General features: G+C 73.2%; 22 protein-coding genes. 3 read left to right on the top strand and 19 right to left on the bottom strand.

The window, feature by feature from the left end; genetic code table 11:
• Window positions 1-242 precede the first annotated feature (242 nt).
• The 9 genes from ACIBO8_RS19685 to ACIBO8_RS19645 all read right to left on the bottom strand — a co-directional run bounded on the left by ACIBO8_RS19685 (window position 243) and on the right by ACIBO8_RS19645 (window position 10,743).
• Window positions 243-932 (bottom strand): response regulator transcription factor, encoded by a 690-nt coding sequence (locus ACIBO8_RS19685; protein WP_396116682.1) that lies wholly within the window; start codon window positions 930-932, stop codon window positions 243-245.
• 87 nt (window positions 933-1,019) lie between these two features.
• Window positions 1,020-1,775: an EAL domain-containing protein gene (locus ACIBO8_RS19680; RefSeq protein WP_396116681.1), complete on the bottom strand. Its 756-nt coding sequence runs from the start codon at window positions 1,773-1,775 to the stop codon at window positions 1,020-1,022.
• Window positions 1,776-1,922: 147 nt separating this feature from the next.
• On the bottom strand, window positions 1,923-2,357 hold the full coding sequence (locus tag ACIBO8_RS19675) for a glycosyltransferase family 2 protein (RefSeq protein ID WP_396116680.1): 435 nt from the start codon (window positions 2,355-2,357) through the stop codon (window positions 1,923-1,925).
• A 46-nt stretch (window positions 2,358-2,403) separates the two neighbouring features.
• Window positions 2,404-3,447: a hypothetical protein gene (locus tag ACIBO8_RS19670; protein ID WP_396116679.1), complete on the bottom strand. Its 1,044-nt coding sequence runs from the start codon at window positions 3,445-3,447 to the stop codon at window positions 2,404-2,406.
• 98 nt (window positions 3,448-3,545) lie between these two features.
• Entirely contained in the window at window positions 3,546-5,828 is a 2,283-nt protein-coding gene (locus ACIBO8_RS19665; RefSeq protein WP_396116678.1) for a sensor histidine kinase, read from the bottom strand.
• Window positions 5,789-7,483 (bottom strand): S8 family peptidase, encoded by a 1,695-nt coding sequence (locus tag ACIBO8_RS19660; protein WP_396116677.1) that lies wholly within the window; start codon window positions 7,481-7,483, stop codon window positions 5,789-5,791. The genes ACIBO8_RS19665 and ACIBO8_RS19660 overlap by 40 nt, the downstream gene beginning before the upstream one ends.
• Before the next feature lie 140 nt (window positions 7,484-7,623).
• Complete coding sequence (locus tag ACIBO8_RS19655) at window positions 7,624-8,007, bottom strand: response regulator transcription factor (RefSeq protein ID WP_396116676.1); 384 nt, start codon at window positions 8,005-8,007, stop codon at window positions 7,624-7,626.
• Window positions 8,008-8,011: 4 nt separating this feature from the next.
• Window positions 8,012-9,202, bottom strand: a complete 1,191-nt coding sequence (locus ACIBO8_RS19650) for a response regulator (protein WP_396116675.1) — start codon at window positions 9,200-9,202, stop codon at window positions 8,012-8,014.
• Window positions 9,199-10,743: an ATP-binding protein gene (locus ACIBO8_RS19645; RefSeq protein WP_396116674.1), complete on the bottom strand. Its 1,545-nt coding sequence runs from the start codon at window positions 10,741-10,743 to the stop codon at window positions 9,199-9,201. Before ACIBO8_RS19645 ends, ACIBO8_RS19650 begins: the two co-directional genes overlap by 4 nt.
• Before the next feature lie 201 nt (window positions 10,744-10,944).
• Here ACIBO8_RS19645 and ACIBO8_RS19640 point away from each other — a divergent pair, with 201 nt between their 5' ends.
• Complete coding sequence (locus ACIBO8_RS19640; RefSeq protein ID WP_396116673.1) at window positions 10,945-13,107, top strand: nitrogen regulation protein NR(II); 2,163 nt, start codon at window positions 10,945-10,947, stop codon at window positions 13,105-13,107.
• Window positions 13,104-14,303 (top strand): HDOD domain-containing protein, encoded by a 1,200-nt coding sequence (locus ACIBO8_RS19635; RefSeq protein ID WP_396116672.1) that lies wholly within the window; start codon window positions 13,104-13,106, stop codon window positions 14,301-14,303. The genes ACIBO8_RS19640 and ACIBO8_RS19635 overlap by 4 nt, the downstream gene beginning before the upstream one ends.
• Here ACIBO8_RS19635 and ACIBO8_RS19630 read toward each other — a convergent pair.
• The 6 genes from ACIBO8_RS19630 to ACIBO8_RS19605 all read right to left on the bottom strand — a co-directional run bounded on the left by ACIBO8_RS19630 (window position 14,287) and on the right by ACIBO8_RS19605 (window position 19,887).
• Window positions 14,287-15,465 (bottom strand): HD domain-containing phosphohydrolase, encoded by a 1,179-nt coding sequence (locus tag ACIBO8_RS19630; protein ID WP_396116671.1) that lies wholly within the window; start codon window positions 15,463-15,465, stop codon window positions 14,287-14,289. The two genes, ACIBO8_RS19635 and ACIBO8_RS19630, sit on opposite strands and share 17 nt — an antisense overlap.
• A 100-nt stretch (window positions 15,466-15,565) precedes the next feature.
• Window positions 15,566-16,588, bottom strand: coding sequence for an LLM class flavin-dependent oxidoreductase (locus ACIBO8_RS19625; protein WP_396116670.1), 1,023 nt, complete (start codon window positions 16,586-16,588; stop codon window positions 15,566-15,568).
• A 38-nt stretch (window positions 16,589-16,626) separates the two neighbouring features.
• A complete protein-coding gene (locus ACIBO8_RS19620; protein ID WP_396116669.1) occupies window positions 16,627-16,758 on the bottom strand; it encodes a hypothetical protein in 132 nt (43 codons plus the stop codon).
• 109 nt (window positions 16,759-16,867) lie between these two features.
• A complete protein-coding gene (locus ACIBO8_RS19615; protein WP_396116668.1) occupies window positions 16,868-18,292 on the bottom strand; it encodes a S41 family peptidase in 1,425 nt (474 codons plus the stop codon).
• Between the two features lie 70 nt (window positions 18,293-18,362).
• Entirely contained in the window at window positions 18,363-19,388 is a 1,026-nt protein-coding gene (locus ACIBO8_RS19610; RefSeq protein WP_396116667.1) for an LLM class flavin-dependent oxidoreductase, read from the bottom strand.
• Between the two features lie 43 nt (window positions 19,389-19,431).
• The gene (locus tag ACIBO8_RS19605; RefSeq protein ID WP_396116666.1) at window positions 19,432-19,887 is read right to left on the bottom strand and encodes a hypothetical protein; all 456 of its coding nucleotides are present in this window, start codon (window positions 19,885-19,887) and stop codon (window positions 19,432-19,434) included.
• A gap of 109 nt (window positions 19,888-19,996) precedes the next feature.
• On the opposite strand from ACIBO8_RS19605, the gene ACIBO8_RS19600 reads away from it, so the two are divergent.
• Window positions 19,997-21,073: a hypothetical protein gene (locus tag ACIBO8_RS19600; protein WP_396116665.1), complete on the top strand. Its 1,077-nt coding sequence runs from the start codon at window positions 19,997-19,999 to the stop codon at window positions 21,071-21,073.
• On the opposite strand, the gene ACIBO8_RS19595 is transcribed toward ACIBO8_RS19600, so the two are convergent.
• The 4 genes from ACIBO8_RS19595 to ACIBO8_RS19580 are packed head-to-tail and all read right to left on the bottom strand — an operon-like array spanning window position 21,070 to window position 25,666.
• On the bottom strand, window positions 21,070-22,101 hold the full coding sequence (locus ACIBO8_RS19595; RefSeq protein WP_396116664.1) for a 5'-3' exonuclease H3TH domain-containing protein: 1,032 nt from the start codon (window positions 22,099-22,101) through the stop codon (window positions 21,070-21,072). The two genes, ACIBO8_RS19600 and ACIBO8_RS19595, sit on opposite strands and share 4 nt — an antisense overlap.
• 42 nt (window positions 22,102-22,143) lie before the next feature.
• On the bottom strand, window positions 22,144-23,061 hold the full coding sequence (locus tag ACIBO8_RS19590) for an ABC transporter substrate-binding protein (RefSeq protein ID WP_396116663.1): 918 nt from the start codon (window positions 23,059-23,061) through the stop codon (window positions 22,144-22,146).
• A gap of 16 nt (window positions 23,062-23,077) precedes the next feature.
• Entirely contained in the window at window positions 23,078-25,051 is a 1,974-nt protein-coding gene (locus tag ACIBO8_RS19585) for a putative bifunctional diguanylate cyclase/phosphodiesterase (protein WP_396116662.1), read from the bottom strand.
• Between the two features lie 18 nt (window positions 25,052-25,069).
• Window positions 25,070-25,666: a TetR/AcrR family transcriptional regulator gene (locus ACIBO8_RS19580; RefSeq protein ID WP_396116661.1), complete on the bottom strand. Its 597-nt coding sequence runs from the start codon at window positions 25,664-25,666 to the stop codon at window positions 25,070-25,072.
• Window positions 25,667-25,668: the final 2 nt, after the last annotated feature.

Raw genomic sequence — 25,668 nt, 5'->3', positions numbered from 1 at the left:
CGGTGGTCACGCTATTCCGTCGGTTGCGCGGGCGGGATCCTGAACGATGCACGGCGGGCAGTTGCCGTTCGTCGTCCAGATCACGGAGGCGGGCTGGGCCTTTGTCATGGGGGAAAGTCTGGGTGCGCCGCGGCGGAATTCGGTCGGTTCCGGGGTGCCGTTGGGTTGTTCCGTACGGCCCCCCCGGAACGCGAAAAGGCACCACGCGCTGGGCGCGTGGTGCCGGTGGGGCCGGTGGGGCGTCAGGGCTCGAAGCGATACCCCACGCCGCGCAGCGTACGGATGTGACGCGGCGACGAGGCGGACTCGCCCAGCTTCTTGCGCAGGTTGCCGACGTGCACGTCGATGATGTGGTCGTCGCCGTACCAGTTGTCGCCCCACACGTCCTCGAGCAGCTGGCCGCGGGTGAAGGTGCGCCGCGGCGCGGAGGAGAGCAGGTCGAGGATGCCGAACTCGATCTTCGTCAGCTCGAGCACCTGGCCGTCGAGCGTCACCTCGCGGACCTCGGGGTCGATGCGCAGGCCGCCGTACTCCCGGATCGCGGCGCTGGGACCGGACGCCGAGGCCCGGGGCCGGCGTCGCATCGCCTGGATCCGGGCCGCCAGCTCGCGGGGCGAGAAGGGCTTGGTGACGTAGTCGTCGGCGCCGACCGACAGGCCCACGACCTTGTCCACCTCGTCGGTGCGGCCGGTGACCATGACGATGTAGGCATCGGTGAAGAGCCGGATCTGGCGGCAGACCTCGATGCCGTCGACGTCGGGCAGCCCGAGGTCGAGGATGGCGATCTCCGGCCGCTCCTTCTGGGCCTGTTCCACCGCGCCGCGGCCGTCGGTCGCGACGACCACGTCGAAGCCCTCCCGCTCCAGCAGGTGTTGGCAGAGCAGCATGAACTCGGGTGAGTCCTCGACGACGAGAGCGCGCGGCCTGGCCACGTGGCCTCCTGTTTCCCCTGCGGACGGCGGATGGCGCCGCGACTGCTGCGGCGCGGCTTCGATACCTATCGGCCGTTCCGGGGGGAATCAAAGGTTCCGCATGCCCCCGGTGATGTCGGCGCGGTCCGGCAACGGCCCGGGCCGGGCCATGAAATAACCCTGCCCCAGCTTGACGCCGAGCGCCCGCAGTTTCTCGTGTTCCGCCACGGTTTCGATGCCCTCGGCGATCAGCATCGCGCCGATGTCCTCGGCGAAACCGACGAGGGAGCGCGCCAGCGCCATCCGCACCGGGTCCTCGTCGATGCCCCGGGTGAGCGTGATGTCCAGCTTGATGATGTCGGGGCGCAGCTGCAGGATGTGACTCAGGCTGGCGAACCCGGCCCCGGCGTCGTCGACGGCGATGAGGATGCCGGCCTCGCGCAGCGCCTCGGTCACCTTCACCAGCGCCGGATAGTCGTGCACCTGGGTGTGCTCGGTCAGCTCGACGGCGATGCCCCGCGGCGCGTGCGCCATGAGGGTGGCGCAGACCCGCGGGGTCAGCAGGGCCTCCACCGACAGGTTCGCGCTCAGCCACGCCCCGGCCGGCATCTCGTCCAGGTAGGCGAACGCCCGCTCCAGCGCCAGCAGCTCCAGGTCCACGCCGACCCCGGCCTCCAGGGCGGCGGCGAACGCGTCGGCCGGGCTGGGGAAGTGCGCCTGGTCGAAGCGGGCCAGCGCCTCGTACGCCTTCACGACGCCGTCCTCGAGCCGTACGACCGGCTGGAACGTCGGCTGGATGGCCTGCGAGTGGATCACTTCCCGCAGGTTGTGCAGAGCGGGCAGGGGAGCCGCGGTGAGAGTCATGCCGTCTGATTCGGCAGCAACCCTCAAGGCCGTCTCAGACCGGTTTCAAGTAATCGGCAAGCGTTCCGGGCGCCACGGCCGCGCCGGGGAAACGATCGACCCCGGCACGCGAGGCGTGCCGGGGTCGTGGAGCGGGCGGGAGCGGGATCAGGCGAGCACGACCTCGCGCTCCCGGGCCCGGTGCAGGCACTCGATGAGATCGTGCGGGTCGACCTCGACGTCCGCGTCGACGTCGACGACCCCGACGTACGCCCCGCCGGCGGCGGCGAGACCGGTCTGCAGGGCGGCGCCCTTGTCCTGCACCTCGCGGTCGTTGATGATCCGCATCCAGGGCAGGTCGGCGAGGGTCCGCTCGGAGCCGTCGGTCGAGCCGCCCGACACGGCGATCATCTCGAACGAGATGTTCTGCGCGTAGAGGAGCTCGGCCATGCGCTCCACCGCGCGCGGCAGCTTGGCGCCCGGGTTGTGGAACGGGATGACGACGGTGAACTCGACGGCGCCCTGGCCCGGCGTCGAGGATTCCCGGGGGGCGGGGCCCGCGACGACGAAGGGCGGGACGGCGATGAGGTGTGCGACGGTCATGCCCCAATGATTCGGTCTGCAACCTCAATGCAACCTCAGGCCGCTCTCAAGCAGCGCGCAAACCTTCCGGGGCCGGCGCCACCCGGCGGCCGGGGGTGCGGGGGAGCCAGCGCACCAGCTCCGCCGTACGCGGGTTCGAGCCGTACGCCAGCAGCGTGAGGAAGACGCCGTAGACGGGCAGGTGCCCGAGCATCTCGGTGCCGCCGAACAGCAGCAGGGTCGCGTTGAACGGGATCCCGGCCACCAGCACGGCGACCTGCGGCAGCGCCCCCGAGATCACCAGCAGCCCGAACAGCAGCTCGGTGGCGCCGGCCACGGCCACGAACGTGTCGGCCGGCACGTGGATCCCCACCAGGGCGAGGACGTCGAGCTGCGGGAAGAGCCGCAGGGTCTCGCGGGCCAGGGCCGGGTTGGCGAGCTTCTCGGCGAACGCCAGCGTGATCAGGGCACCTCCCGCGCCGAGCCGCAGCCCCAGCAGGGCGCGCCGCAGCGTGGCGGCATCGGGCTCGACCCGGCCGAAGGTGGCGTCCGACGGCGGCACGAAGGCCAGGAAGACCGCCACGCCCAGCAGGTCCATCGCCGAGAGCAGCCCGACCGGCCCGGTCATCAGCAGGGCCAGCGGACCGGCCAGGGTCAGCGTGACGGCCGCCGGGCGCAGCCGGACGCCGGTGATGAACCAGACGCCGAGCGCACCCTCGAGCAGCAGCAGCGCCGCGCCGCCGGGCAGGTGCCCGACGTCGAGGTCGTGGGTGAGGAAGTGCCCCGAGACGCCGGCCGCCAGCAGCGAGACGCCCAGGTGGATGGCGAGCAGCCGAGGCACGTACGGGACGAGCCGCCCCACGGGACCGAGTACGGGCAGCTCCGGCGCGGGCAGCCGGCGTACCGCGACCCAGCGCCACCCGGCAGTGACCAGGACGACGCCGAGGATCAGCGCGAGCGTGAGCGGGCGGGCGGCGAACGACCAGTCGCCCGGGTATCCGCCCGGAGCCGGCACGAACCACTTCTCGTGCGCCGATGCGGGGCTCGGCACCGCCAGCACGGCCGCGGCCGCTCCGACCGCTGCCGCGCAGCGTCTCCAGGTGGCGTTCATCGTTCTCACTCCGATCTTCGTTGTCCGTCACCATTCCTACGGGCGACGGCGCTGAAGATCGAGTGATCCCGACCAGGTCAGGACCAAGGTCCCGGGGATTAAGGACCCTCCGCGGGCAGGGACAGCGTGAAGCGGGACCCGACGTTGATGGTGGATTCCAGGGTGACGTCGCCGCCCATGGCGCGGGCCAGCTGGCGGGCGATGAACAGGCCGAGGCCGGTGCCGCTGGTGCTCATCGTCATCGGGTCCTCGACCCGGTGGAACTTCTCGAACACCTTCTCCAGCGAGTCCGAGGGGATGCCGCGCCCACGGTCGCGGACGTCCACGTGCAGGAAACGGTCGTCACGGCGCAGGCTCACTTCGACGGTACGGTCCTCAGCCGAGTACTTGAGACCGTTGCCGATGAGGTTGGTGAGCACCTGGACCGTACGGCCGCTGTCGCACCGGGCCGGCCACGCCTCCTCGGGCGCGCTCAGGACGACCCGGTCGCAGCGGAGGTCCTCGACGGCCTGCCGGACGATCGCCACCAGGTCGTGCGTGGCGGTGTTCACCTGCAGCGAGGCCTCGTCCGGGTGGTCGCCGAAGCGGGACGCCAGCAGCAGGTCCTCCACCAGGCGCGAGAGGTGCGCCGCCCGGTCGCCGATCAGGGTGAGCGCGTCGAGGCGCTTCTGCGGCGTCATCCGTTCGCCGCGGGTGCGCAGCAGGTCGATGTAGCCCATGATCGGCGTCAGCGGGGTGCGCAGCTCGTGCGACACCATGGCGATGAAGTCGGACTTCAGCCGCTCGGTGCGGTACTCCCGGGTGAGGTCGCTGATGACGACGACGTCGCGGACCAGTTCGCCGGCGGCGAAGATCGCCGAGTGCGCGAGCCGCAGCCGCCGTTCCTCGCCGTCGCCGCGGCGGATGGTCAGCTCGGTGGCCACCCGCGGCACGTCGATCGAGACGGGCAGCAGCAGCTCCCGTTCCTCCTCGGCGGGCACGTCGAGGAGCTCGCCGACGGGCCGGCCGGTCGCCTCGGCGGCGGGGATGCCCACGCAGTCGGTCAGCGCCTGGTTCCAGACCTGGACCAGGCCGCCGGCGCCGATCACCATGATGCCCTCGGCGGACTGCTCGACGACGGCTTGCAGCTTGCTCCGCTCCTCGGTGAGCCGCTCCAGATGCTCCGCCCCGCGCATCGCCACCGCCAGGGCGTTGCCGAGCGAGGCCAGCAACGTCACGTCGCCGGTGGACATGCGGCGCCGGCGGCGGCTCGCGAACGCCGCGGTACCCAGCCGGCGGCCGGCGCCCTCGACCGGGACGATCACCACGTGTCGCAGCCCGGTCGGCAGGTTCTCGGTCAGCTGCACCGGCGCGTCGGCGTCCCGCCAGGCGGCCAGGTACGCCGGGAACGGCCCGGCCTGCACCGTGGCGGGATCGGCGGCCTCCACGGAGAGCGCCGGCCCCGTCCCGGACACGGCTATGACGCCCAGGTCGGCGTCGAAGGCCTCGCGGACCAGCACCAGGAACTGCCGGACGACGTCCTCCCGTTCGGCGAGAGCGTGCGACAGCTGCAGCAGGCACGCCGAGCGGGCTCGCTCGTCGGCCTCGCGGGCGGCGGCCCGGTACGCGTACGTGACGGCGAGGGCCGGCATGGCCATGAACGGCAGCAGCAGGGGTGCGTGCAGCGCGATGACCGTGGTCGTGAGCCCGGTGGCCATGGTCCCGACGGCCATGTACAGCGACAGGCGGGCTTCCGACCGGATGACCGCCCACGGGGCTACGCCGTTGATGAATCCGAGGATCTGGGCCAGGCAGCACAGGTTCACCGTCGTGAAGGCCAGCGTGCCGGCCAGGACGCCGGCCAGCACGCGCGCCGTCACGGTGCCGGCGGTGCCCCCGATCAGGTGCACGAGCAGGATCAGCACCGACACGGCGGCGGTGTAGGTACCGAGGTTGAACGCGGCCTTCACCGCGGGGCGCCGCTGGAGCACGCTGGCCATCACCAGCCCGGCGACGGCGGCGAGCAGGGCGTGCCGCGGCGGGAGCAGCAGCACGTCGATGATCAGGGCCGCCTCGTAGAGGCTCAGCTCCTCGACCGCCTCGCCGTGGCGCAGCCGCACCACCGTGATCTCCGCGATGCAGGTCAGCACCACCAGACCCGGCACGAGCCAGGCCATCGGCACGCCCGCGCCCTCGAGCACGCTGCCGCGGCCCGGCATGGCGAGCACCACGAAGGCACCCAGCGCGGCACCGAGCGCCGCGACGCCCACCACCCGCCGCAGGATCGGGTCCCGGGCGTACGCGCGCACGGCGCCGGCCGCCCGCTGCGGGAGCGGACGGCCGGCGTCGTGCGGCTCTGCGGTCACGACCTGGGCAGCCAGGCCCAGGACGAGGCGCTCCACCGGTCGGCGGCCCAGGCCCGTGCGGCCCAGTCCTCGCCGGCCCAGGCGCGGGCGGTCCAGTCGGCGTCCGCCCACGCCCGCGCGGCCCAGGCGCGCGCCGCCCAATCGTCGGAGGCCCAGGCCCGTGCGGCCCATGCCCGTGCGGCCCAGGCCCGTGCGGCCCAGTCCTCGCCGGCCCAGGCGCGGGCGGCCCAGCCGGAGTCCGCCCAGGCGCGTGCCGCCCAGGCCCGTGCCGCCGGGTCGAGCTGCGCCCAGGCGCGTGCCGCCCAGTCCCGCGACGCCGGCGTCAGGGCGTTCCACGCCTTCTCGGCGGCGTCGGCGTCACCGGCGACGACCGCGTCGGTGAAGGCGGCCCAGCGCTTGGCGTCCCGGCCGACGGCGGCGGTGTCCTCGTCGTAGGCGCTCTGCGCCTTGCTGGAGCGCCACTTCGGTGCGGCGGCGAGCACCCGCGGGACGTCGAGGCCGCCCGCGCCGCCACCGGCCGCGGCGGTCAGCCCCGCGCTCGGGTAGGCGGTCGCGACGAACAGGTTCTTGATCGCGTCGGGGCCGAGCTTCGGCTGCACCGCCAGTGTCGCGGCGACGGCGCCGGACGTGACGGCGGCCGCCATGGACGTGCCGGAGCCGCGGAAGTAGACGTCGCCGACGCGGGCCGCCGGGTTGTCCCGGTCGACCACGCTGCCGGGCGAGCGCAGGCTGACCACGTGGCCGCCGGCGGCGACCAGATCGGGCTTGGCGTCGCCCTGCTTCGTCGGACCGCGGCCCGACCACACGCCCACCACGTCGTCGTCGCGTCCCGGCGTACCCGAAGCGTCCAGCCCGCCGGTGGTGAGCAGGACCGGGTCGTTGCCGGGCGCGGTCACCGAGCCGACGCCCGGACCGTCGTTGCCGGACGGCACGACCACCGTGACGCCCTGGCGCCACAGCGCCTCCAGGGCCTGGTTCAGCGGGTCCACCTGGTACGGCAGCGGGCTCTCCGACGACAGCGACAGGTTCATGACCTGGACGTCCTTGCGGTGGTCGCTGACCCACTGCAGCCCCCGCAGGACGGTGATGAGGTCGGTGTGCCCGTCCGCGTCGGCGACCTTCACGTCGACCAGGTCGGCGGCCGGCGCCACCCCGCGGTACGCCCCGCCCGAGGCCGCTCCGGAGGCGGCGATCAGGCCCGCCATGAAGGTGCCGTGGCCGTAGCCGTCGCCGGCGCCCGTACCCGTCAGATCCACCCGGTCGGCGACGCGACCGGCGAGATCGGGCACGTCGGCGATGCCGGTGTCCACCACGGCGACCGTGACCCCGTCGCCCTCGTTGCCCTTCGCGGGCAGGCCGAGCATCTGGCGCACGGTGGTGGCGGTGCCGTCCGCGTCGGCGGTGGCGTCGGCGACCGTGAGGTCCCGCTGGGGGACGACGGTCCACTCCGCCGGCAGTACGGCGTCCTGCGGCAGGAGCGCCGCGACGCCCTGGGCGAGCGGCAGGCCGGCGAGCACCCGGCCCCCGGCCGACTCGACGGCCCGCGCGGCCGCGCCGGCGCCCGCGCCGGTCACCACGACCTCGCGCCACGGCCCGGCGGCGGTGTGTGCGGCCGCGGACATCGGCAGGGCGGTCATGGCGGCGACGGCGGCCGCTGCCAGCGCCACTCCGCGGCGACGGTTCTGTTTCATGGCCTACGCACCTCGCATGTCGGCGGGACGACTTCGTCTGGCGCGACGGCGCAGGGTGGGGACCCGGTGCCGACGCGTGGAAGGAGCATCGGCGGCCGGGGGGCGGACTTGAGGGGAACTTGAGGTGCGGAACAGCGTGCTCACAGATCGCTCACCCGGACCTGCTGGCTGAGCACGCCGTCGATGAGGTCGAGGACGGCGTCCGCAGTGAACGGCTTGGCCAGGTAGTAGTCCACGCCGTCGGCCCACGCGCGGGCGTTGGTGCCCGGCTCGGCCGCCGCGGTGAGCATGAGCACCGGCACGGGCTCGCCGCCCTGCGCGCGGATCGCCGAGAGCACCGCGAAGCCGTCGAGGCCGGGCATCATCACGTCGAGGATGACGAAGTCGGGGGCGGCGGCCTCCACGGCCTGCACCGCGGCCAGCCCGTCCACCGCCACGCTGACCTCGTACCCCTCCATCTCCAGGACGTCGGTAAGCAGGCTGCGGATTCCGGGGTCGTCGTCCACCACCAGGATGCGTGTCACGAAGTCACCCCCTTCCCGCCGCGCCGCAGGCCGACGGCTCGGCCTGCCGTACCGCCTCTTCGGCCGCCTGACGCCAGTCGACCCCCTGTGCCTGCAGCTGCGGATGGGCGAGCAGCAGGGCGAGTTCCTGGTCGTCCGGCCCGGACCCGTGTTCCACCTGCGCCACGAGCAGGTGCGCGGTCCGCACGGCACCGGCCACGCCGAGCCCGGTGGGGTCCGGCCGGTGCGGCGTGTCCCGATGGGCGACCGCGGCGATGATCGGGGGCTGGACGCCCCACAGGTGCAGCAGCTCGACGGCGGCGTCGCGGAACGGCACGCCGTCGCGCGTACCGGCCTCCAGGTCGACCGTGGCAGCCGCCTCGCCGTCCGTGTGGGCCAGGCAGATGACCAGGCCGACGTCCTGCAGCAGCGCCGCCGCCTGGGCCTGCGGGCGGTTCGCCGGCGAGGCCACCCGCTCGACCAGCCGGGCGGTCGCGCGGGCGTGGCACCAGGTCGCCTCCAGCACCGGCGCGGTGTCGGGGTACCAACCGGGCGGCGACCACGACCGGTCGCCGGCCTCCGCCACAGCCTGGATCATCGGTACGCCCATCGCATGCACGATCGCCTCGAGGGAGTAGTTGCGCGGGCGGGCGCCGAAGAACCGCGAGTTGGACAGCTGCAGGAGCTTGGCCGCCAGCCCGATGTCGTGGGTCGCGGCGCACACCGCCGCCTCGACGGTGGCGCCGGGGCTGAGCAGCGCGGCGATGCCGTCGGCGTGCCCGGGTAGCACCGGGACGGACCGGATCGCGCCGGCGATGCGGCGGGCCGGCCCGGGATGGGATCCCGACGTGCGCAGCAGCAGCTGCTCGATCACCCCGGTCAGGCTCTCCGGGTCCGAGGGCTTGGTGAGGAAGCGGTGACCGGCCATGGCGACCTGGACGATCGCCTCCTCCTCGATGTGGCCGGACAGCACCACCCGGGCGGTTCCCGGCCAGGTCTTGCTGATCTCGGTCAGCAGCTGGGCGCCGTCCATGCCGGGCATCCGCATGTCGGAGACCACCACGTCGTACGGGGCGGCCGCGAGCACCTCGAGGGCCTGGGCGCCGCCGACCGCGAACTCCATGTCCCATTCGCCGCGGCGGCCGCGCAACGACCGGCGCAGCCCGTCGAGGATCCGCGGTTCGTCGTCGACGAACAGCACCCGGGCCGTACTCATGTGTCCTGGCGCCCGTCGGCGGGCAGCCGCAGCGTGAAGGTGGTGCCCTCGCCCGGCGCCGACTGCACCTCGATGGAGCCACCGTGCCGGTCCAGCACCGCCCGGGCCAGGGCCAGGCCCTGGCCGGTGCCCTTGCCCACGCCCTTGGTGGTGAAGAAGGGGTCGAAGATGGACTGCCGGATGTGCTCGGGGATGCCGCTGCCGTCGTCGGTGAAGCGGATGACGACGTCCGGCCCGTCGAGCCGGGAGCTGATCGTGATCCGGCCCCGGTCCTTGCGGCCCTCCATGGCGTCGGCGGCGTTGACGAGCAGGTTGAGGAACACCTGGTTGAGGTCGCCGCGGTGGCACAGCACCTCGGGCAGCTCCCCGAGGTCCAGCACCACGTCCGCGACGTACTTGACCTCGTTGCGGGCCACCGTCAGGGTGGTGCGGATCGCCTCGTTGATGTCGGCGTACGACTGCTCCGCCGTGTCCTTGTAGCTGAACGACTTCATCGCCCGGACCAGGGACGCCACCCGTTCCACGCCCTCGAGCGTCTGCTTCACCGCGACCGGGATCTCGGCGATCAGGTACTCGACGTCCGCCTTCTCCTCGGCCTCCCGGGCGCGGGCGGTGCGGTCGTCCCACGCCACCTCGCCCAGGTCCGGGGCCATGCACTCGCGATAGACCATGAGCAGCTGCCACATGTCCTGGTAGGCGTCCGCGAGGAACCGGGTGTTGTCGCCCACGAACTGGATCGGTGTGTTGATCTCGTGGGCCAGGCCCGCGGAGAGCCGCCCCAGCGACTCGAGTTTCTGGTCGTGGTGGGCCGCGAGATCGGCGCGCCGGGTCTCGGTGACGTCGCGGAAGGTCACGACCCGGCCCACGGTGCCGGAGCCGGCCCGCAGCGGGGCGACCGAGCAGACGACCTGGAACGTCGAACCGTCCTTGCGGACGAACACCTCGTCGATGGTGGCCGCGGGCCGGCGCAGCGGGCAGTCGGCGTCCGGCACCGGCGTGCCGTCCGCCGCCTGCAGATGCAGGGTGGCGTGCGCGGACCGGCCCAGCAGTTCCTCCTGGGACCAGCCGAGCATCTCGGATGCCGCGTGGTTGACGGAAGTGATCATGCCTTCGGCGTCGACGGTGTACAGGCCTTCCGGCATGTCCTGCATGAACGCGGTCCGGAACGCGGTGGCGAAGGTGTGCGCGGTGACGTCGGTCAGGACCAGGCACAGGCCGGCCGGGCCGTCTCCCGGCAGCGGCCGGCAGTCGACCCGCCAGGTGCGGGCGTGGCCCGGCGCAGCGGCTTCCCCGTCGTCGAACCGCAGGCCGACGACCGGCGTGCGGGTCCGCACGACCTCGAGCAGGACGGGTTCGAGCCGGTCCGAGAGAGCGGGCAGGGCCTGCGCCACCGTCAGGCCGGCGAGGTCGCCCTCGGGCCGCCCGGCCACCGACGCGAACCCGGCGCCGGCCCGGACGAACCGCAGCTCACCGTCGAGGAAGGCGACGCCGGCGGGCACGGCGGCCTCGATCGTCTCGAGAAGCGCCGAGACGTCGGTCATCCGATCTTCCCCCACGGCTCACCCTTTCGGGGCCTGCGCGCCCGGCGGTCCCTTTCTGCCCATCGGCACGCTTGCGGCACATCTGAGCCCGCAGAACCGGTGGCCCCTCCGGTTGGAGGAAAACTGTACGATCCGCCGCGGACGCCGATAGGGAGGAAGAAGCGCACACCGGGGACGACCGGGGGTCAGGGTATGGACGGCATGCCGGAAAATCTGAAGCGGTGGGTCCGCGGTTCGACCACCATGCTCGGCCAGATCCGCGCCCTGTTCCTCGTCTTCGTGCTCTGCTGGCCGCTGGTCGGCTTCTGGGGGATGCACCGATCCTCAGTGCCGTACCGGATAGCCGCCGTCGCGATGACCCTCGTCCTCATCGGGTGGCTCTACGCCGGTTACCGCCGCGGGCGGTTCCCGGCCTGGAGCTGGGTGGCCGAGGGCGCGTGCGTCTGCTTCGTCGCCGGCGCCTCCGACTACCGCACGACCATCGGCCTCTGCTTCATGTGGGTCAACTTCCGGGCCCTCTACGGCAGCCTGCGCGAGAAGGTGCTGGCGGTCGCGACGCTGGTGGCGATCATGGTCACGGGTGTCGTCGTCTTCGGCGCGTCGGCCCCGGCCATCTTCTCCCTGCTGCTGACGGCCTTCATCCTCCTGGTGGTCAACCACGTGCTCGCCCGGGCCGGCGCGGCTCGGGACCGGGCCGCCGCCCGCGAGCGGGCGGCGGCCTCGGCCGGCGCGGGCCTGGTCGCCGCCACCACCCGCGAGGAGGCCATGGACGTCGCCCTCGGCGCCGCCCTGAGCATGGACGAGGAGGTGAGCGCCGCCCTGGTGGTCACGGTCGCCGGGCCGGCCCTGCACGTGGTCGCCGCGGCCGGCGACGTCGGCGCCGAGGCCTCGGGCTGGGTCGCCGAGCTGGCGGCGCTGCCCGAGCGTGCCCGGGCGGCACTGGTGCCGGGCGGGTTCGAGTACCTGACCAACGGCGCGGCGGAGGCGGCCTGCGAGGTGTTCCGCCTGCGGCCCCATCCGGGCGTCGCGTTCGCGCCGTTGTCGGTGCACGGCGCCTGCTTCGGCCTGCTGGTGCTGGCCATGAACGGCCGGAGCACGGACGACCTCTCCGCACCCGTGAAGACGCTCGCGGACGAGGCCGCGCTGACCCTCGACCAGCTGCTCAACCGTTCCCGGCTGAGCGCGGTCGTCGACCACTCACCGGACGCGCTGGTCCTGGCGAGCGAGGCGGGCATCATCCGCTTCGCCAACCCCGGCGCCCAGGCCCTGCTGGGCGAGTCCGGTGCGGCCCTGACCGGCCGGGACCTGTGGTCGCTGGTGCACCCCGAGGACCTCGAGCAGATCATGCGCGTCGCCGCCGGCCCCGGCGCACCGGCGGCCCGCCCCTGCCGGATCCGCAGTCGCGAGGACGCGCCGTGGATCAGCGTGGAAGCGGTCATCGACTACGTCAACGAGCACGACGGGTCCAGGAGCATCGTCTTCAACGCCCGCGACGTCTCGGAACGGCAGGCCCTGGAGCTGGAGCTGCGGCACGCACAGAAGCTCGAGTCGGTGGGCCGCCTGGCCGCGGGCATCGCGCACGAGATCAACACGCCGATCCAGTTCGTCGGCGACAATGCCCGGTTCCTCGAGACCGCCTTCGCCGACCTCAACCGGCTGCACGAGGCGTACCGGGAGCTCGTGGACGCGGCGCGGAAGGGCACCGGGTGCGCCGCGGCGATCGAGGACGTGGAGCGGATCGCCGAGGAGATCGACATCGACTTCCTGCTGGAGGAGGTGCCGATGGCGCTGCAGCAGAGCCTGGAGGGCATCAGCCGGGTGGCGAACATCGTCCGGGCCATGAAGGCCTTCGGTCATCCGGGCAGCGAGGAGAAGACCCAGGCGAACCTCGGCGAGGCGATCGCCAACACGCTGATCGTCGCGAACAACGAGATCAAGTACGTCGCCGACGTGGAGACCGACTTCGCCGACCTCCCGCTGGTGCACTGCCACCTGGGCGACATCAACCAGGTCGTGCTCAACCTGGTGGTGAACGCCGCGCACGCCATCGGCGCGGCCGACCGCGGGCGGGGGACGATCCGGGTCAGCACCCGGCTGGAGAACTCCCAGGTCGTCATCGAGGTCGCGGACACCGGCACGGGCGTGCCCCCGGAGATCGCCGACAAGCTGTTCGACCCGTTCTTCACCACCAAGGAGGTCGGCACCGGCACCGGGCAGGGCCTCGCACTGGTCCGGACCCTGGTCGTCGACCGGCACGGCGGGTCCGTGGACTTCACGAGCAAGCAGGGTGAGGGCACGGTGTTCACCGTCCGGCTGCCGGTGGATCTCGCGCAGGGCAACGACATGGCGGAGGCGACGGCATGACACACCGGCCGCACATCGTGTTCGTCGACGACGAGCCGCGGATCCTCAGCGGTCTGCGGCGCATGCTGCGCACCCACCGCGACCGATGGGACATGTCGTTCGTGGAGGGCGGTCAGGCCGCGCTGGACACGCTGCACAGCCGGCACTGCGACGTGATCGTCACCGACTACCGCATGCCGGGCATGGACGGCGCGCAGCTGCTCGAGCGCGTCCGTACGGAGTTCCCGGCGGTCGCCCGGGTCATCCTCTCCGGGCAGACCAACGAGGACAACCTGCTGCGGATCATGGTGCTGGCGCACGAGTTCATCAACAAGCCGAGTACGCCCGAGCAGATCGTCACCGCGGTCGAGCGGCTGATCGCCGTGAGCCCGACGGCGGTGGACGACGCGGTCCAGCGCGATGTGGCGGTCATCGAGTCCCTGCCGAGCCCGCCGCACACGCTCGTCGAGCTCATCGACGCGCTCGCCACGGAGGACGCCTCCGCGCAGTCGGTCGGGCGCGTGCTGGAGAGGGACCCGGCGGTCGCGGCGAAGGTGCTGCATCTGGTGAACTCCTCCGCGTACGCGATGGGCCGCAAGGTCAACGGCGTGGTGCAGGCGACCGCACTGCTCGGTCTGCCCACCGTGCGTGGCCTGGTGTTCATGCACGATCTCATCCGTGAGTTCGATCCGGCAGGGGTCCTTCCCCCGGTGTGGATCGAGGGGCTCACGCTGCACGCCGTGGAGACGTCGCGGCTCGCCGCGCGGCTGGCCGCCGGGCAGGAGTGGGAGGGCCACGCATTCACCGCCGGGCTGCTGCACGAGGTCGGGCAGCTCGTCCTGGCCTCCTCCCGGCCCGCCGAGTTCGCCGGCGTCCTCGGGCAGTGGCGGGAGACGGCCGGCGTACCGCTGTGCACGATGGAGGCGGAGGTCTTCGGCGTCGACCACCGGGAGATCGGGGCGCGGCTGTTGCGGCTCTGGTCGCTGCCCGAGCCGGTGATCGAGGCCGCCTCGGCCCACCACGAGCTCCCGGCGTCCGGCGCGGTGACGGACCCCGCGGCCGCGGTCGCGCTCGCGCACCGGGTCGTCGAGGCGGAGCTCGAACCGGTCTGCGGGCCGCGCGACGAAGCGGCCCTCGACGAGGAGGCGTTCAGCGAGCCGGTACGCGAGGCGGTCGGCCGGTGGCGGCAGGAGCGTGCGCCTAGGCCGGCGGGATGACGATCATCAGCGGCTCGGCGACCCCGTCCTCGAGCGCGGCGAAGTTGCGCAGCCGCGTCATCAGGCTGACCGAGACCTCCTGACCCGCGCTCACCAGCCGGACGTTGCTCTTGCTGGTCACCGGGGCCGCGAGCACCATCCCGGACCGGAGCTCGCCGAGCATCACGGAACGCACCGTCTCGCCGCCGGAGATGGCCGTGGCCGCGTCCAGCGCCTCGAGCAGGACCGGGTCGTAGTGGCCGGCCCGCGAGCCGAGGGTCGCCGCGGCGACGGCCGGGCTCGTCCCGTGCGAGATCAGCTCGTCGTAGTCCTCGACGATGTGGATCAGCCGCCCGCCGAACGGGATCTGCTCGCCCGCCACGTCGTCGAGGGGCGGTCCCGAACCGTCGAAGTTCTTCCGCGAGTAGCGGATGGCCTCCGCGACCTTCTCCAGGCGGGGGATCGGGGAGATGATGTGGACCGCCACCTCCGGGAGGTCGTCGGCCATGGCCTGTTCCGCCGTGGTCAGCTCGGTGCCCAGAGCCAGCTTCTCCGCCACTTCCGGCGGCAGGGAGACGATCCCGATCTGGGACAGCATGACCGCGAGCTCGGCGGCCCACCGGTCCTCGACCTGGTCGGGGAAGGCCTCGAGGATCTGGGCGGCGCGCCGCGACAACCGGTTGGCCTTGCCGAACGCGTCCGGGTTCGACAGCGAGAGCACGTCGTTGAGGGCCATGACGCTGCCGTTGAGGGTCCGCTCCAGCAGCTCCCGCTCCGCCACCACCAGCCGGTGCTGTGCCACGCAGTCGCGGAGCGCGGCGCTCATCGTCTCGGGATCGACCGGCTTGAGCAGCATGCGGAAGACCTGGCCCTCGTTGACCGTCTTCGCGGCGTCCTCGAGGTCGGTGTGCCCGGTGAGCAGCATGCGGGTGCTTTCGGGCGCCGCCTTGCGAGCGGCCTTGAGGAACTCCGCCCCGTTGATGCCCGGCATCAGGAAGTCGGAGACGATCACCTCGAACGGCTCCGTCTGGCGCAGGGCGAAGAGGCCCTTCGCCGCGCCGACGGCGGTCTCGACGTCGAACTCCCGGCGCAGGTGACGCCGCAGCCCGTCGAGGAGGTTCGCCTCGTCGTCCACGAGCAGGATCCGCGGACGTTTGCCCGAGCCCGTCATCGTCGCCCCCATCACCAGCCAGCAGACCCACGCTATCCGTACTCATCGCCCGAAGTGGCGGAAAACGCCGTCATGACCCACGCCGGTCGGTACGGGAGTCCGGCGGTGTCCGTCAGGCCGCCCGGGGACGCCAGCCGAGCGCCGGCCCCAGCCGCGTGGCCATGTCGGTGAGGATCTGGACGTAGTCGTCGTGCTCGAAGCTGAACGGCAGCGCGAACGCCACCTCGTCGACCTCGCGGAACGCGGCGTGTACGTACAGCTGCTCGGCGATCTGTTCCGCGGTGCCGACCAGATCCGGGGCGAACATCAGCCGCGCCGGGCCCTGCGGACCGCGGGTGCGGGGGGTGCGCTTCTCCGCGTACGCCGCGTAGCGGGCCCGCTGGTCGCGCGAGGCACCGTCGGTGGGGATGACGACCAGGCCCTGCGAGACCCGCGCCTGCTCGCCCTGCGGGTGGCGGGCCCGGAAAGCACGGACGTGCGACACCTGGACGGCGGCGAAGTCCTCGTCCTCCTCGGCCTTGACGACGCTGCTGGTGAGCAGGTTCATACCGTGCTCGCCGGCCCACTGTGCCGACCGCAGGGTGGCCCCGCCGTACCACATCCGGTCCCGCAACCCGGTGGCGTGCGGCTCGACCCGCTCCGAGAACTCCTCGAAGCCCTCGATGCCGCGGAAGTCGCTGGCGGGCTTCCCGGCGACGAGGTCGAGCAGCCGCTCGACCCGCCGGTAGCTGAAGTCCTCGGCGTCGCCGGTGTCCGGGTACAGCGCATCCCTGACGGTGTCGTAGTGCATCGGCGGCCCGACGCTCACGCCCGGATTGAGTCGCCCGCCGCTGAGGACGTCCACCGTCGCCAGATCCTCCGCGAGGCGCAACGGATTCTCCCAGCCCAGCGGGATGACCGCGGTGCCCAGCTCGATCCGGCTGGTCCGCTGCGACGCGGCGGCGAGCACGGCGACCGGCGACGAGATGCCGTACTGCAGGTGGCGGTGGCGGACCCAGGCGCTGTCGAACCCTAGGTCCTCACCGAGCCGGATGATCTCCAGCGTGGACTCGTGGCCGGCCCGAGGGTCGGCGCGGTCGAACAGTCCGATGGTGAGGAAGCCCAGCTTCCGCAACGGGCGGGAAGGTATCGGCACGGCTCCGATTCTGCCCCCCGGCCCGCCCTGCGGCGCGATCAATCACCGAGCTGGAGCAGGCCGGCATCCCCGATCTGCTGCCGCGCGGCGAGGTCCGGGGTCTCGCGGAAGAGCCAGAAGTCGAACGGCGCAGGGGTGTGCAGGGCGGGGTGACCGATCAGGCGGGTCACTACCGTACGGGCTCTCGAGCGGGGTTTGCCGGCGCGCACCCGAACGACTCGCGCTCGCGTCCCGTCAGCGCCCGCAGCCGGCGCGATCAATGCCAGACATGGCGCGACGCTACCGCCGCAAGGTGGTGCCGGGGGAGTGCCCGTGCGGTCCGCTGGTGCCGCCGGTCAGCAGGTCGCGGGCGATCCGCAGCGCGGTGTCGGCGCCGGCGTCGAGCTCGGCCGGGGTGAAGACCGGGCACGCGATCGTCGGCGGTATGCCGGTGACGTCGAACGTCCGCCCGCCCGCGGTGCTGAACTCCTCGTTGGGCAGCGCGAACTCCCAGCCGTTCGGCAGCGTCCGCGGCATGATGTCGGAGAACACGCCCTGGGTGGCCTGCCCGATGCGCACGGGCGCCGGCCGTCTTGCGAGCAGTGCCTGGGTGAACGTCTCGCCGGCGCTGACGGTCAGGTTGCCGGTCAGCACCGCGATCGGACCGGTGAAGCGGGGCCCCGGCCCGGGCCGCACGGGAACGGGCACCGGCCGCGTGCGGCCGCTCGGGTCGTCCGGGTCGTTGCGGGCCCGCTTGCGGTACGCGAGATACGCCCGGTCGGTGAGTCGCGCCGCGATCCGCAGCCCCAGCGCGTCGGAGCCACCGCGGTTCAGGCGCAGGTCGAGGATGAGTCCCCGCAGTGCTTTCGCACCGGTGGTGCGGGCGGGCGTCAGGATCTCGTCGAGGGCTTCGTCCAGCGCCGCCGCGTCCTGCGCGTAGTCGTCATCGTCGGTGTACCCGGCGAAGCGGCTGATTCGCAGGTAGCCGACGCGGTCGGGCAGGTCGGCGTAGGCGATCGCGCCCCGCGCCCACGTGCGCAGGGTGTCCGGAAGCTGGGCGTCGGTGACCTCCAGCGCCCGCTCCTCGACGGCTGCCCGGTCGGGCGTCCCGGCGCGCTTGCCGAAGTAGCGGTGGGTGTCGTCGGCCACCACCGCGGTGTGCGCGTCCTGCAGGGGCTCGATCATCGACCGCAGCACCCCGAAGAGCTCGTCGTCGCTCGAGTCGGGGCGCACCAGGCGGCGGTGGGACTCGCGGACGGCGTCCCAGTCGACACCGTGCTGCCGGAAGAACGGGTAGTTCTCGGCGAAGGTCTGCCAGAACACGTCGAAGGTGCTGAGGGGGTCGGCCGGAGTCGTCCTGCCGCACGCCTCGGGGAGCCGCGCGATCGGCAGGAGCCCCCGGGAACCGGTGGAACCCGCCACGGTCAGGCGGGCCCGCCCCGCCGCGGCCGGCCGCACCGTGAGCTCCGGGATCCCGTCGCCGGTGAACCGCACGCCACCGTGGGCGCCACCACCCGCCCGCGTCGCGGTGAACCACGGCCGGCAACTGATCCTCGTCGTCTCGTACGTCCGCAGCCGCCCGTCGTGCACCGCTACCGCCACGCCATAACCGTCCATCTGCCACAGTCCGTCCAGCCTGCCCGCGGCGAGCGCCGGCGAAGCGGCCGGCCATGTCAGAAGCGCGGCGGCCATCACCGCACAGCTCTTCCACCGGAAATCCGTCATGGACCCGAGTCTGGCGACGGCCGGGATCGATGTCAGTCAGGCCAGCACCCGCTCAGGGGTAGAGCCAGCCCTACCCCTGCGCCCGGGTCCACCCGATCGCCGGCGCGACGTGCTCGGCGATCGTCTGCAGGATGCGGGCGTTGTACGCCACACCGAGCTGGTTCGGCACCGTGAACAGCACCGTGTCGGCGGCCCGTACGGCCTCGTCGGCGGCCAGCTCGGCGGCGATGCGGTCCGGCTCGCCGGCGTACGTGCGCCCGAACCGCGACCGGACCCCCTCCAGCAGCCCGACCTGGTCCTCCTGGGCCTGGTCACCGAAGTACAGCCGGTCGACGTCCTCGGTGATCGGCAGCACGCTGCGGGACACCGAGACCCGCGGCTCCCGCCCGTGCCCGTGCTCCTTCCAGGCCTGGCGGAACAGCTCGATCTGCTCGGCCTGCAGCCGGTCGAACGGTACGCCGGTGTCCTCGGACAGCAGCGTGGAGCTCTGCAGGTTCACCCCGATGCCGGCCGCCCACTGCGCGGTCGCGCGGGTGCCCGCACCCCACCAGATCCGGTCCCGCAGGCCCGGCGACTGCGGCTGGATCGCCAGCCCGCCGCTGATGCCGGTGCGTTCAGGGTCGGTACGCGCGACCGCCGTACCCGACACGGCGGCGAGGAACACCTCCGTCTTGCGCCGGGCGGCGTCCGCCGCGGTCTCGCCCTCGGCCGGCACGTAACCGAACGCCTCGGCGCCGCGCAGGACCGTCTCGGGCGATCCGCGGCTGACCCCGAGCTGCAGGCGCCCGCCGCTGATGAGGTCGGTGGCTGCCGCCTCCTCCGCCATGTAGAGCGGGTTCTCGTAGCGCATGTCGATCACGCCGGTGCCGATCTCGATCCGGGACGTCCGGGCGGCGATCGCGGCGAGCAGCGGGAACGGCGACGCCAGCTGGCGCTCGAAATGGTGCACCCGGACGAACGCGCCGTCGACGCCGAGGTCCTCGGCCGCCTGGGCCAGCTCGACGGTCTGCAGCAGCGCGTCGGCCGCGGTCCGCGTCTGTGACCCGGCGACGTTGCGCCAGTGCCCGAACGACAGGAACCCGATCGTCTTCTTCACGCCCGGCCCAACGAGGCCGGCCCCCGCCGGATTCCCGCGCGGGTCATTCGCCCGGGTGGCCGTCCTGGCCGGGTTCGCCCCGGTGGGCCGGGCCGCTGCTCTCGCGGCGGAGCCGCTCGATGCGGTCGACGCCGCGCTGGACGGCCTCCCGGGAACGCAGCAGGAACTCGTTGCTGCGTTCCGTCTTGGCAGAGGTACGGGCGACCGCACCGCGGAAGCGCTCGATGGGGTCCGGCCGGTGCTCGGCCTCCTCGTCGAGCCGGCGTTCCCGCTCGTCGGCGGCGGCCTCCCGGGCGTCGGCCTCGAGCTCGCGGCGGTCCGCCCGGCGCTCGCGGGCGTCGGCGCGCTCGTCACGCAGGTCGGCGGCGCGCTCGCGCTCGCTGAGCCGGCGCTCCCGCTCGTCCAATTCCGCCGCCTTGTCGGTCTTCCTGCTCGTGTCCACCACGTGGTGATTCATCACGGGTGGATTCATCACGCCCGGCGCATCCATGCCGCCCACCGATTCACAGTACCGAAGGGCGGGTCCCGGTCACCACATCGCTGCGCGCGGTGACTCCGTGTCGCCGCAGGTACCATCGTCGGACCCGCGCCCGCCTGGAGGTACGACCGTGTTGCGAGACCGCCGCATCCGGCCGGGCGTGGGGCTCGTCGCCGCGCTGGCCGCGGGCGGCCTGCTGCTGGCACTCCCGCCGGCCGCCGTCGGCCGGCCGGCCGGTCCCGCGCCCGCCGCCCTCGCCTGGCCGGCCGCGCAGAAGGCGACCCTGCCGGCGGACCTGCCGGACGGCACCGCGTACGAGCCGGGGGTCTTCGCCGACGCGCGTACGTCGGCCGGCACCGCACCCAGCCGGGACGGCAAGTCGCTGCGGCTGGTGGTGCGCGCCGGGGACGGCTCGGTGCGGCAGCTGCGGGCCCTTCCGTCGGCGCGGAACCCGTCGTTCCAGACCCTCACCGTCGCCGGCGACCAGCTGTTCTGGTTCGAGCGCAGCGACACCGGCCTGCAGCTGTGGGCCGCCGGTCTCGCCAAGGGCGGTCCGGCGCACCGGGTGACCGCCGACACCGGCCAGGCCCGCTTCTACCGCTCGGACCATGACCTGGTGGTGGCCGACGGCCGGTTGCACTGGGTCGCCTCCGGCCCGGCGGGGGCCACTGAGGTGCGGTCGGTCGCCCTCGGCGGCGGGCCGGTCGACGTACGCGCGGTGCCCGGCATCTGGCGCCTGCTGAGCTGGCCGTGGATGGTCGACGGGGTGGCCGACACCCGCGGAGCGCGGACCCTGCACAACCTAGCGACCGGCCGGGACGTCGCGATCGCCCGCCCGCGCAAGGGTGACACCGACTGCAGCGAGGCGTGGTGCCGGATCGTCTCGCTGGACGACGACGGCTACAGCCGGATCGAGCTGATGCGCCCGGACGGCGGCGAGCGGCACGAGATCGCCGGCGGCACGGCGGCCACCGAGATCGTCGACGTCGTGCCGCTCGGCCGCTTCGAGGTGTTCGTACGGATCGGCCGGAACGCGGAGCTGACCGGCAGTGCGCAGCTGCTCGTCCACGAGACGGCCACCCGGCGCACGGTGGAGATCAGCCCGGACGCCGGCAACGTCACGTACCGTAACGGGGTTCTCTGGTGGACCACCGGAAACCAGGAATCCTTCGTCCGGCACTCCCTGGACCTGCGCACGGTGCCTTAGAAGAGCGAGAGCTGGCCGGGCGTGGGATCGCGGCGCCCGCTCATGCCGCGGCGGATCACCCACGGCCGCAGCTCCGGGATGGGATCCTCGTCGCGGGGTTCGCGCTGGGGCGGTACGCCGCCGGTGAGCGCCCACAGCGACGGCCCGAGGTTGATGCCGCGGGCCCGCAGCGCCCGCCGGAAGCCGGCCAGGCCGATCGGCAGCCGGGTGCTGTCGAGGTCGGGCAGGTCCAGGTCGCTGCGCATCCGCATCAGCCGGCGGTTGCGGTCGACCACCTCGCGGGCCCCGGGCGCCGCGAGCTGCTCGGCGGCCTTGTCCCCGACGACCTCGCGGACCAGGTGCGCCGCGCCGGTGTCGAGCGCCGCCCACGCCCCGTCGACCGAGCCGAACGCCGCGAGCAGCTTGGCGGCGGTGGCGGACCCGAAGCCGCGTACGCCCGGCAGGTTGTCGGACGGGTCGCCGCGCAGGGCGGCGAAGTCCCTGTACTGCCAGGGCTCCACACCGCACAGCTCGGGCAGCCCGGCGGCGTCGACGAGGACCGCCTCGTCGAACCCGCCGTTGCGCACGCGCAGCACCGAGGTGGTGTCGTCGATGAGGGCGAACGCGTCCCGGTCGCTGGTCATCAGCACCGAGCGCCAGCCGTGGCGCCGGGCGTGCGCCGCCCCGCTGGCCAGCACGTCGTCGGCCTCGTACGCGGGCGGGCACACGATGCACACGCCGGCCTCGGTCAGCAGCGGCGGGGCCCCGGCGATCTGCTCGGTGAGGTCGGCGGGCTTCTCGGGCCGGTGTGCCTTGTACCCGGGGTAGTCGGTCCGGCGCGCGGAGTCGTCGGGGCAGTCGAAGCCGACGATCAGCGCGTCGGGCCGCAGGTACGCCGCCGCCCGCGCGATGAACCCGACGAGTCCCCGCAGCGCCCAGATCGGCCGGCCGTCGGCGTCGAGCCACCCGTCGCCGGCACCGGCGTGGTACGCACGGTGCAGCAGGCTGTTCCCGTCGAGGACGAGCAGCAGCGGGGCCGGGGGCGACACCCGCCGAGTGTAGGCATGCCCGCCGGCCCCGTCCGCACCGCGTCAGTCCGTCGTGGAGTTCCCGCCGGCCGCGTTGATCGAGGACGCGCTCAAGGCCCCGGCGCCCAGCCCCCAGCGGTTCAGCAGCTCTTCGTACGAGCCGGAGCGGATCAGCAGGTCCAGCGCGTCCCGCAGGCTGTCGCGCAGCGCGGTGCTGTGCTTCGGCACCGCGAGCCCGTAGAGGCCCGGCTCGTACTGGACGGTGGAGGCGAGCTGGTAGTACGCGCGGGTGCGCTGGTCGGTGGTGAGGTGCGCCGCCGGGGGGTAGTCGTTGAGGACGGCCACGGCCCGGCCCGTACGCAGCTGCAGCAGGGCGTCGGCGTTCGTCTTGAAGGTGCCGACCTTGATCTTGTGCGTGCCGCAGCCCCGTTGCGAGCGTTCGAGCAGGTCCTCCTGGACCGTGCTCCTCTCGACGGCGACGATCTGCCCGCAGAGGTCCTTGAGGTCGCTGACGCCCCTCGGGTTGCCCCGCTGCACGACGATCGACGTCCCGGCGGAGAAGTAGTTGAGGAAGTCCGCCTTCGCCTCCCGCTCGGCGGTGTCGGTCATCGACGAGAGCACGCCGTCGTACGTGCCCTTGTTCGCCTCGTCGAGCGAGCTGCCGAAGTCGGCGGCGATCATCTCGACGCGGACGCCGAGGACCGCGCCGAGGGCGGCGGCCAGGTCCGGCTCGAAGCCGACGATGCTGCGCCCGTCCGTGCCGTACGACTCCATCGGCGCGTAGCTCGGGTCGGTCGCGAGCCTGATCACGCCCTTGTCCCGGATCCCCTGGGGCAGCTTGTCGTGCAGCGCCTGATCCATCTGCACGTCGCGGGAACCGGTGGCGCTCCCGGCGTCCTTGCCGTTGCCGCCGCATCCGGCGGCGGTCAGTGCGAGCAGGACACCGGTCGCCGCGAGGGCGGTCCTCGTCAGGGTCTTCATCGTCCAAGGCCTTCCGTCAGGAGCCGGCGCCGGCGGGTACGTCCCGCCGGGCGTGGTCGCCGGTGGTGGTCTCGATCAACTCGTTCCAGGTCAGCGGTGGTGCCAGCAGCAGGCCCTGTACGGCGTCGCAACCGGCCTCCTCGAGCCAGCGCCGGGCCTCGTGGCTCTCGACGCCCTCGGCGGTGACCCAGCAGCCGAGTCCGTGCGCCAGCTCGACGACGGAGCGCACGATCGCCTCGCTCTGCGGGTTGCGGCCGACTCCGTTCACGAAGAGCTGGTCGACCTTGATCTCCGAGACCGGGATGTTGCGCAGCTGCGACAGCGAGGTGTAGCCCACGCCGAAGTCGTCGACGGCCACGCCGACGCCGAGGCCGACCAGATCGACGACCGTACGGGTGGCGGTGGCGGTGTCGCCGGCCAGCGCCGTCTCGGTGACCTCGATCATGAGCCGGTCCGCCGGGGTACCGGACTCGGCGAGCAGCCCGCCGACGAAACCCGCGAAGCCGGGCGCGTCCAGGTTGCGCGCCGAGACGTTGACCGAGACCGGCCAGGACCGTCCGGCGGCCGTCCAGTCCCGCTGGTCCGCCAGGGCGCGGCGCAGCACCCAGGCGGTCAGCGGCTCGATGAGGCCGGACTGCTCGGCGGCCGGCAGGAAGTCGGCGGGTGACAGCAGTCCGCGCATCGGGTGCTGCCAGCGGACCAGGGCCTCCGCGCCGCAGATCTGGCCGTCGGAGAGGCGGATCTTGGGCTGGTAGTGCAGCACCAGCTCGTCGCGTTCGAGCGCGTGCCGCAGCTCGGCCTGCACCACGAGCCACTGGGTGGCGTGCGCGACGCCGCCGCCGGCGTAGAGCACGATGCCGGCGGTGCCGCGTTTGCCCTGGTACATGGCCGCGTCGGCGGACTTCAGCAGCTCCTCCACGCCGGCGCCGTGCTCCGGGTAGAGGGCGACGCCGAAGCTCGCCTCGATGGTCAGCGGGATGCCGTCGAGCACGATCTCCGCGGTGAGCCGGTCGCGGGCCGCCGTGAGCAGCGCCAGCGCCTCGTCCGGGCCGGCGCCGGGCAGGATGACACCGAACTCGTCGCCGCCGAGCCGGGTGACGGTGTCCTCCGGGCGCAGCGCCGCCACGAGCCGCTCGGCGACCACCTTGAGCAGCTCGTCGCCGGCGTGGTGGCCGAGGGTGTCGTTGACCTCTTTGAAGTGGTTGAGGTCGACGAGCACCACGGCGCCGCGGCGCGGCGCCGCCTCCAGGGCCGCCTTGGCCCGCTGGTGGAACCCGGCCCGGTTGGGCAGGCCGGTGAGCCCGTCGTGCAGGGCCTCGTGCTCCTGACGGGCGGCGTAGCGGCGCAGGGAGCGGGTGGTGGACCAGGAGATGAGGGCGAGGACCAGGTAGAGGCCGACGAGGCCGGCGGCGAGCCGCCAGTACGTGACCCGCATCTGCTGCTCCAGGCGCGCGGCGATGCTCTCGTACGGCAGGTAGAGCTCCAGCACCCCGATGGCCCGCCCGGACGCGCTGGCGACCACCGGCTGCAGCACCCGGATGACCTCGCCGGTGGTCCGCTCCGGGTCGGCCACCACCGCCACGTCGGTACGGCCCACCGCGGCGGTCTTGAAGGCCGGGTCGGACACCGGGATGCCGCCGACGGTGGAGCCGTCGTCCGAGAAGACGACCCGGCCGCTGAAGTTGCGCAGCCGCATCCGCACGACCGAGCCGTGGAAGATCGCGAAGTCGGTGGCGGCCTGGAGCCGGTCGCGCTGCGCCGCGGTGAGCCCGGCGGTGAGGTCGGCGTCCTCCAGCGCGGGCGCGACGGCCATCTCCTCGATGACCCTGGCCTGCGCACGCCCCTGTTCCTCGCCCTGCCGGGCGGCGTCGGCGCGGTAGCCGTTGAGCAGCACGGCGCCGAGCACGGCGACGGGCACGAGGCTGGCGGCCGCGTACGCCACGAAGAGCCGTGACCCGGCCCTCGCCCCCGCTTTCCTCCGCAGCCGCACGCTGCCCTGATCGGCGGATCAGCGCTCCGATGAAGGAATACCGGGCGAACCGGCGAACAGCAGGCCGAGGTGGGCGTCCAGCGCGGCCAGGGCCCGCTGGGGGTCGTAGTGCCCGCCGAGCAGGTAGACGCCCAGCCCCTCCATCATCGCCAGCAGGCCCGCGGCCGCCTCCGCGGCGCCCGGCCCGGGCAGCAGACCGGCGAAGAAGGCGGTCATCTGCGCCGTGTCTTCCCGCAGCGGCGACGCGGCCGCGGGCCGCACGGCCGTGTACGCCAGGAACGCCAGCGCCACCCGCCCGTCGGCGATGCTCTCGTCGTCCAGCGGCAGGACGGCGGTGATGATCGTGCGCAGCAGCAGCCGCGGCGGCGGGGCGTCGCCGAGCCGGGCGACCGCCGCCGACACCCGGGCCTGGGCGCGGTCCCGGACGACGCCGAGGGCGAACGCCATCATCTCGTCCTTGGTGCGGAAGTAGTGCTGCACCATCCCGGCCGAGACGCCGGCCGCGGCGGCGACGTGCCGCAGGCTCACCGCCTCCAGCCCCTGATCCGCGGCGACCCGCATCAGCGCGTCGGCGATCCGGGTGCGCCGCTCGAGGGGGTCCACCTTCTTCGGCATGG

It is taken from the genome of Actinoplanes sp. NPDC049681, from assembly GCF_044465265.1.
GTDB lineage: Bacteria > Actinomycetota > Actinomycetes > Mycobacteriales > Micromonosporaceae > Actinoplanes.
Note: the sequence above shows the minus strand (reverse complement) of the source record. Positions and strands in the feature narration are given on the sequence as shown.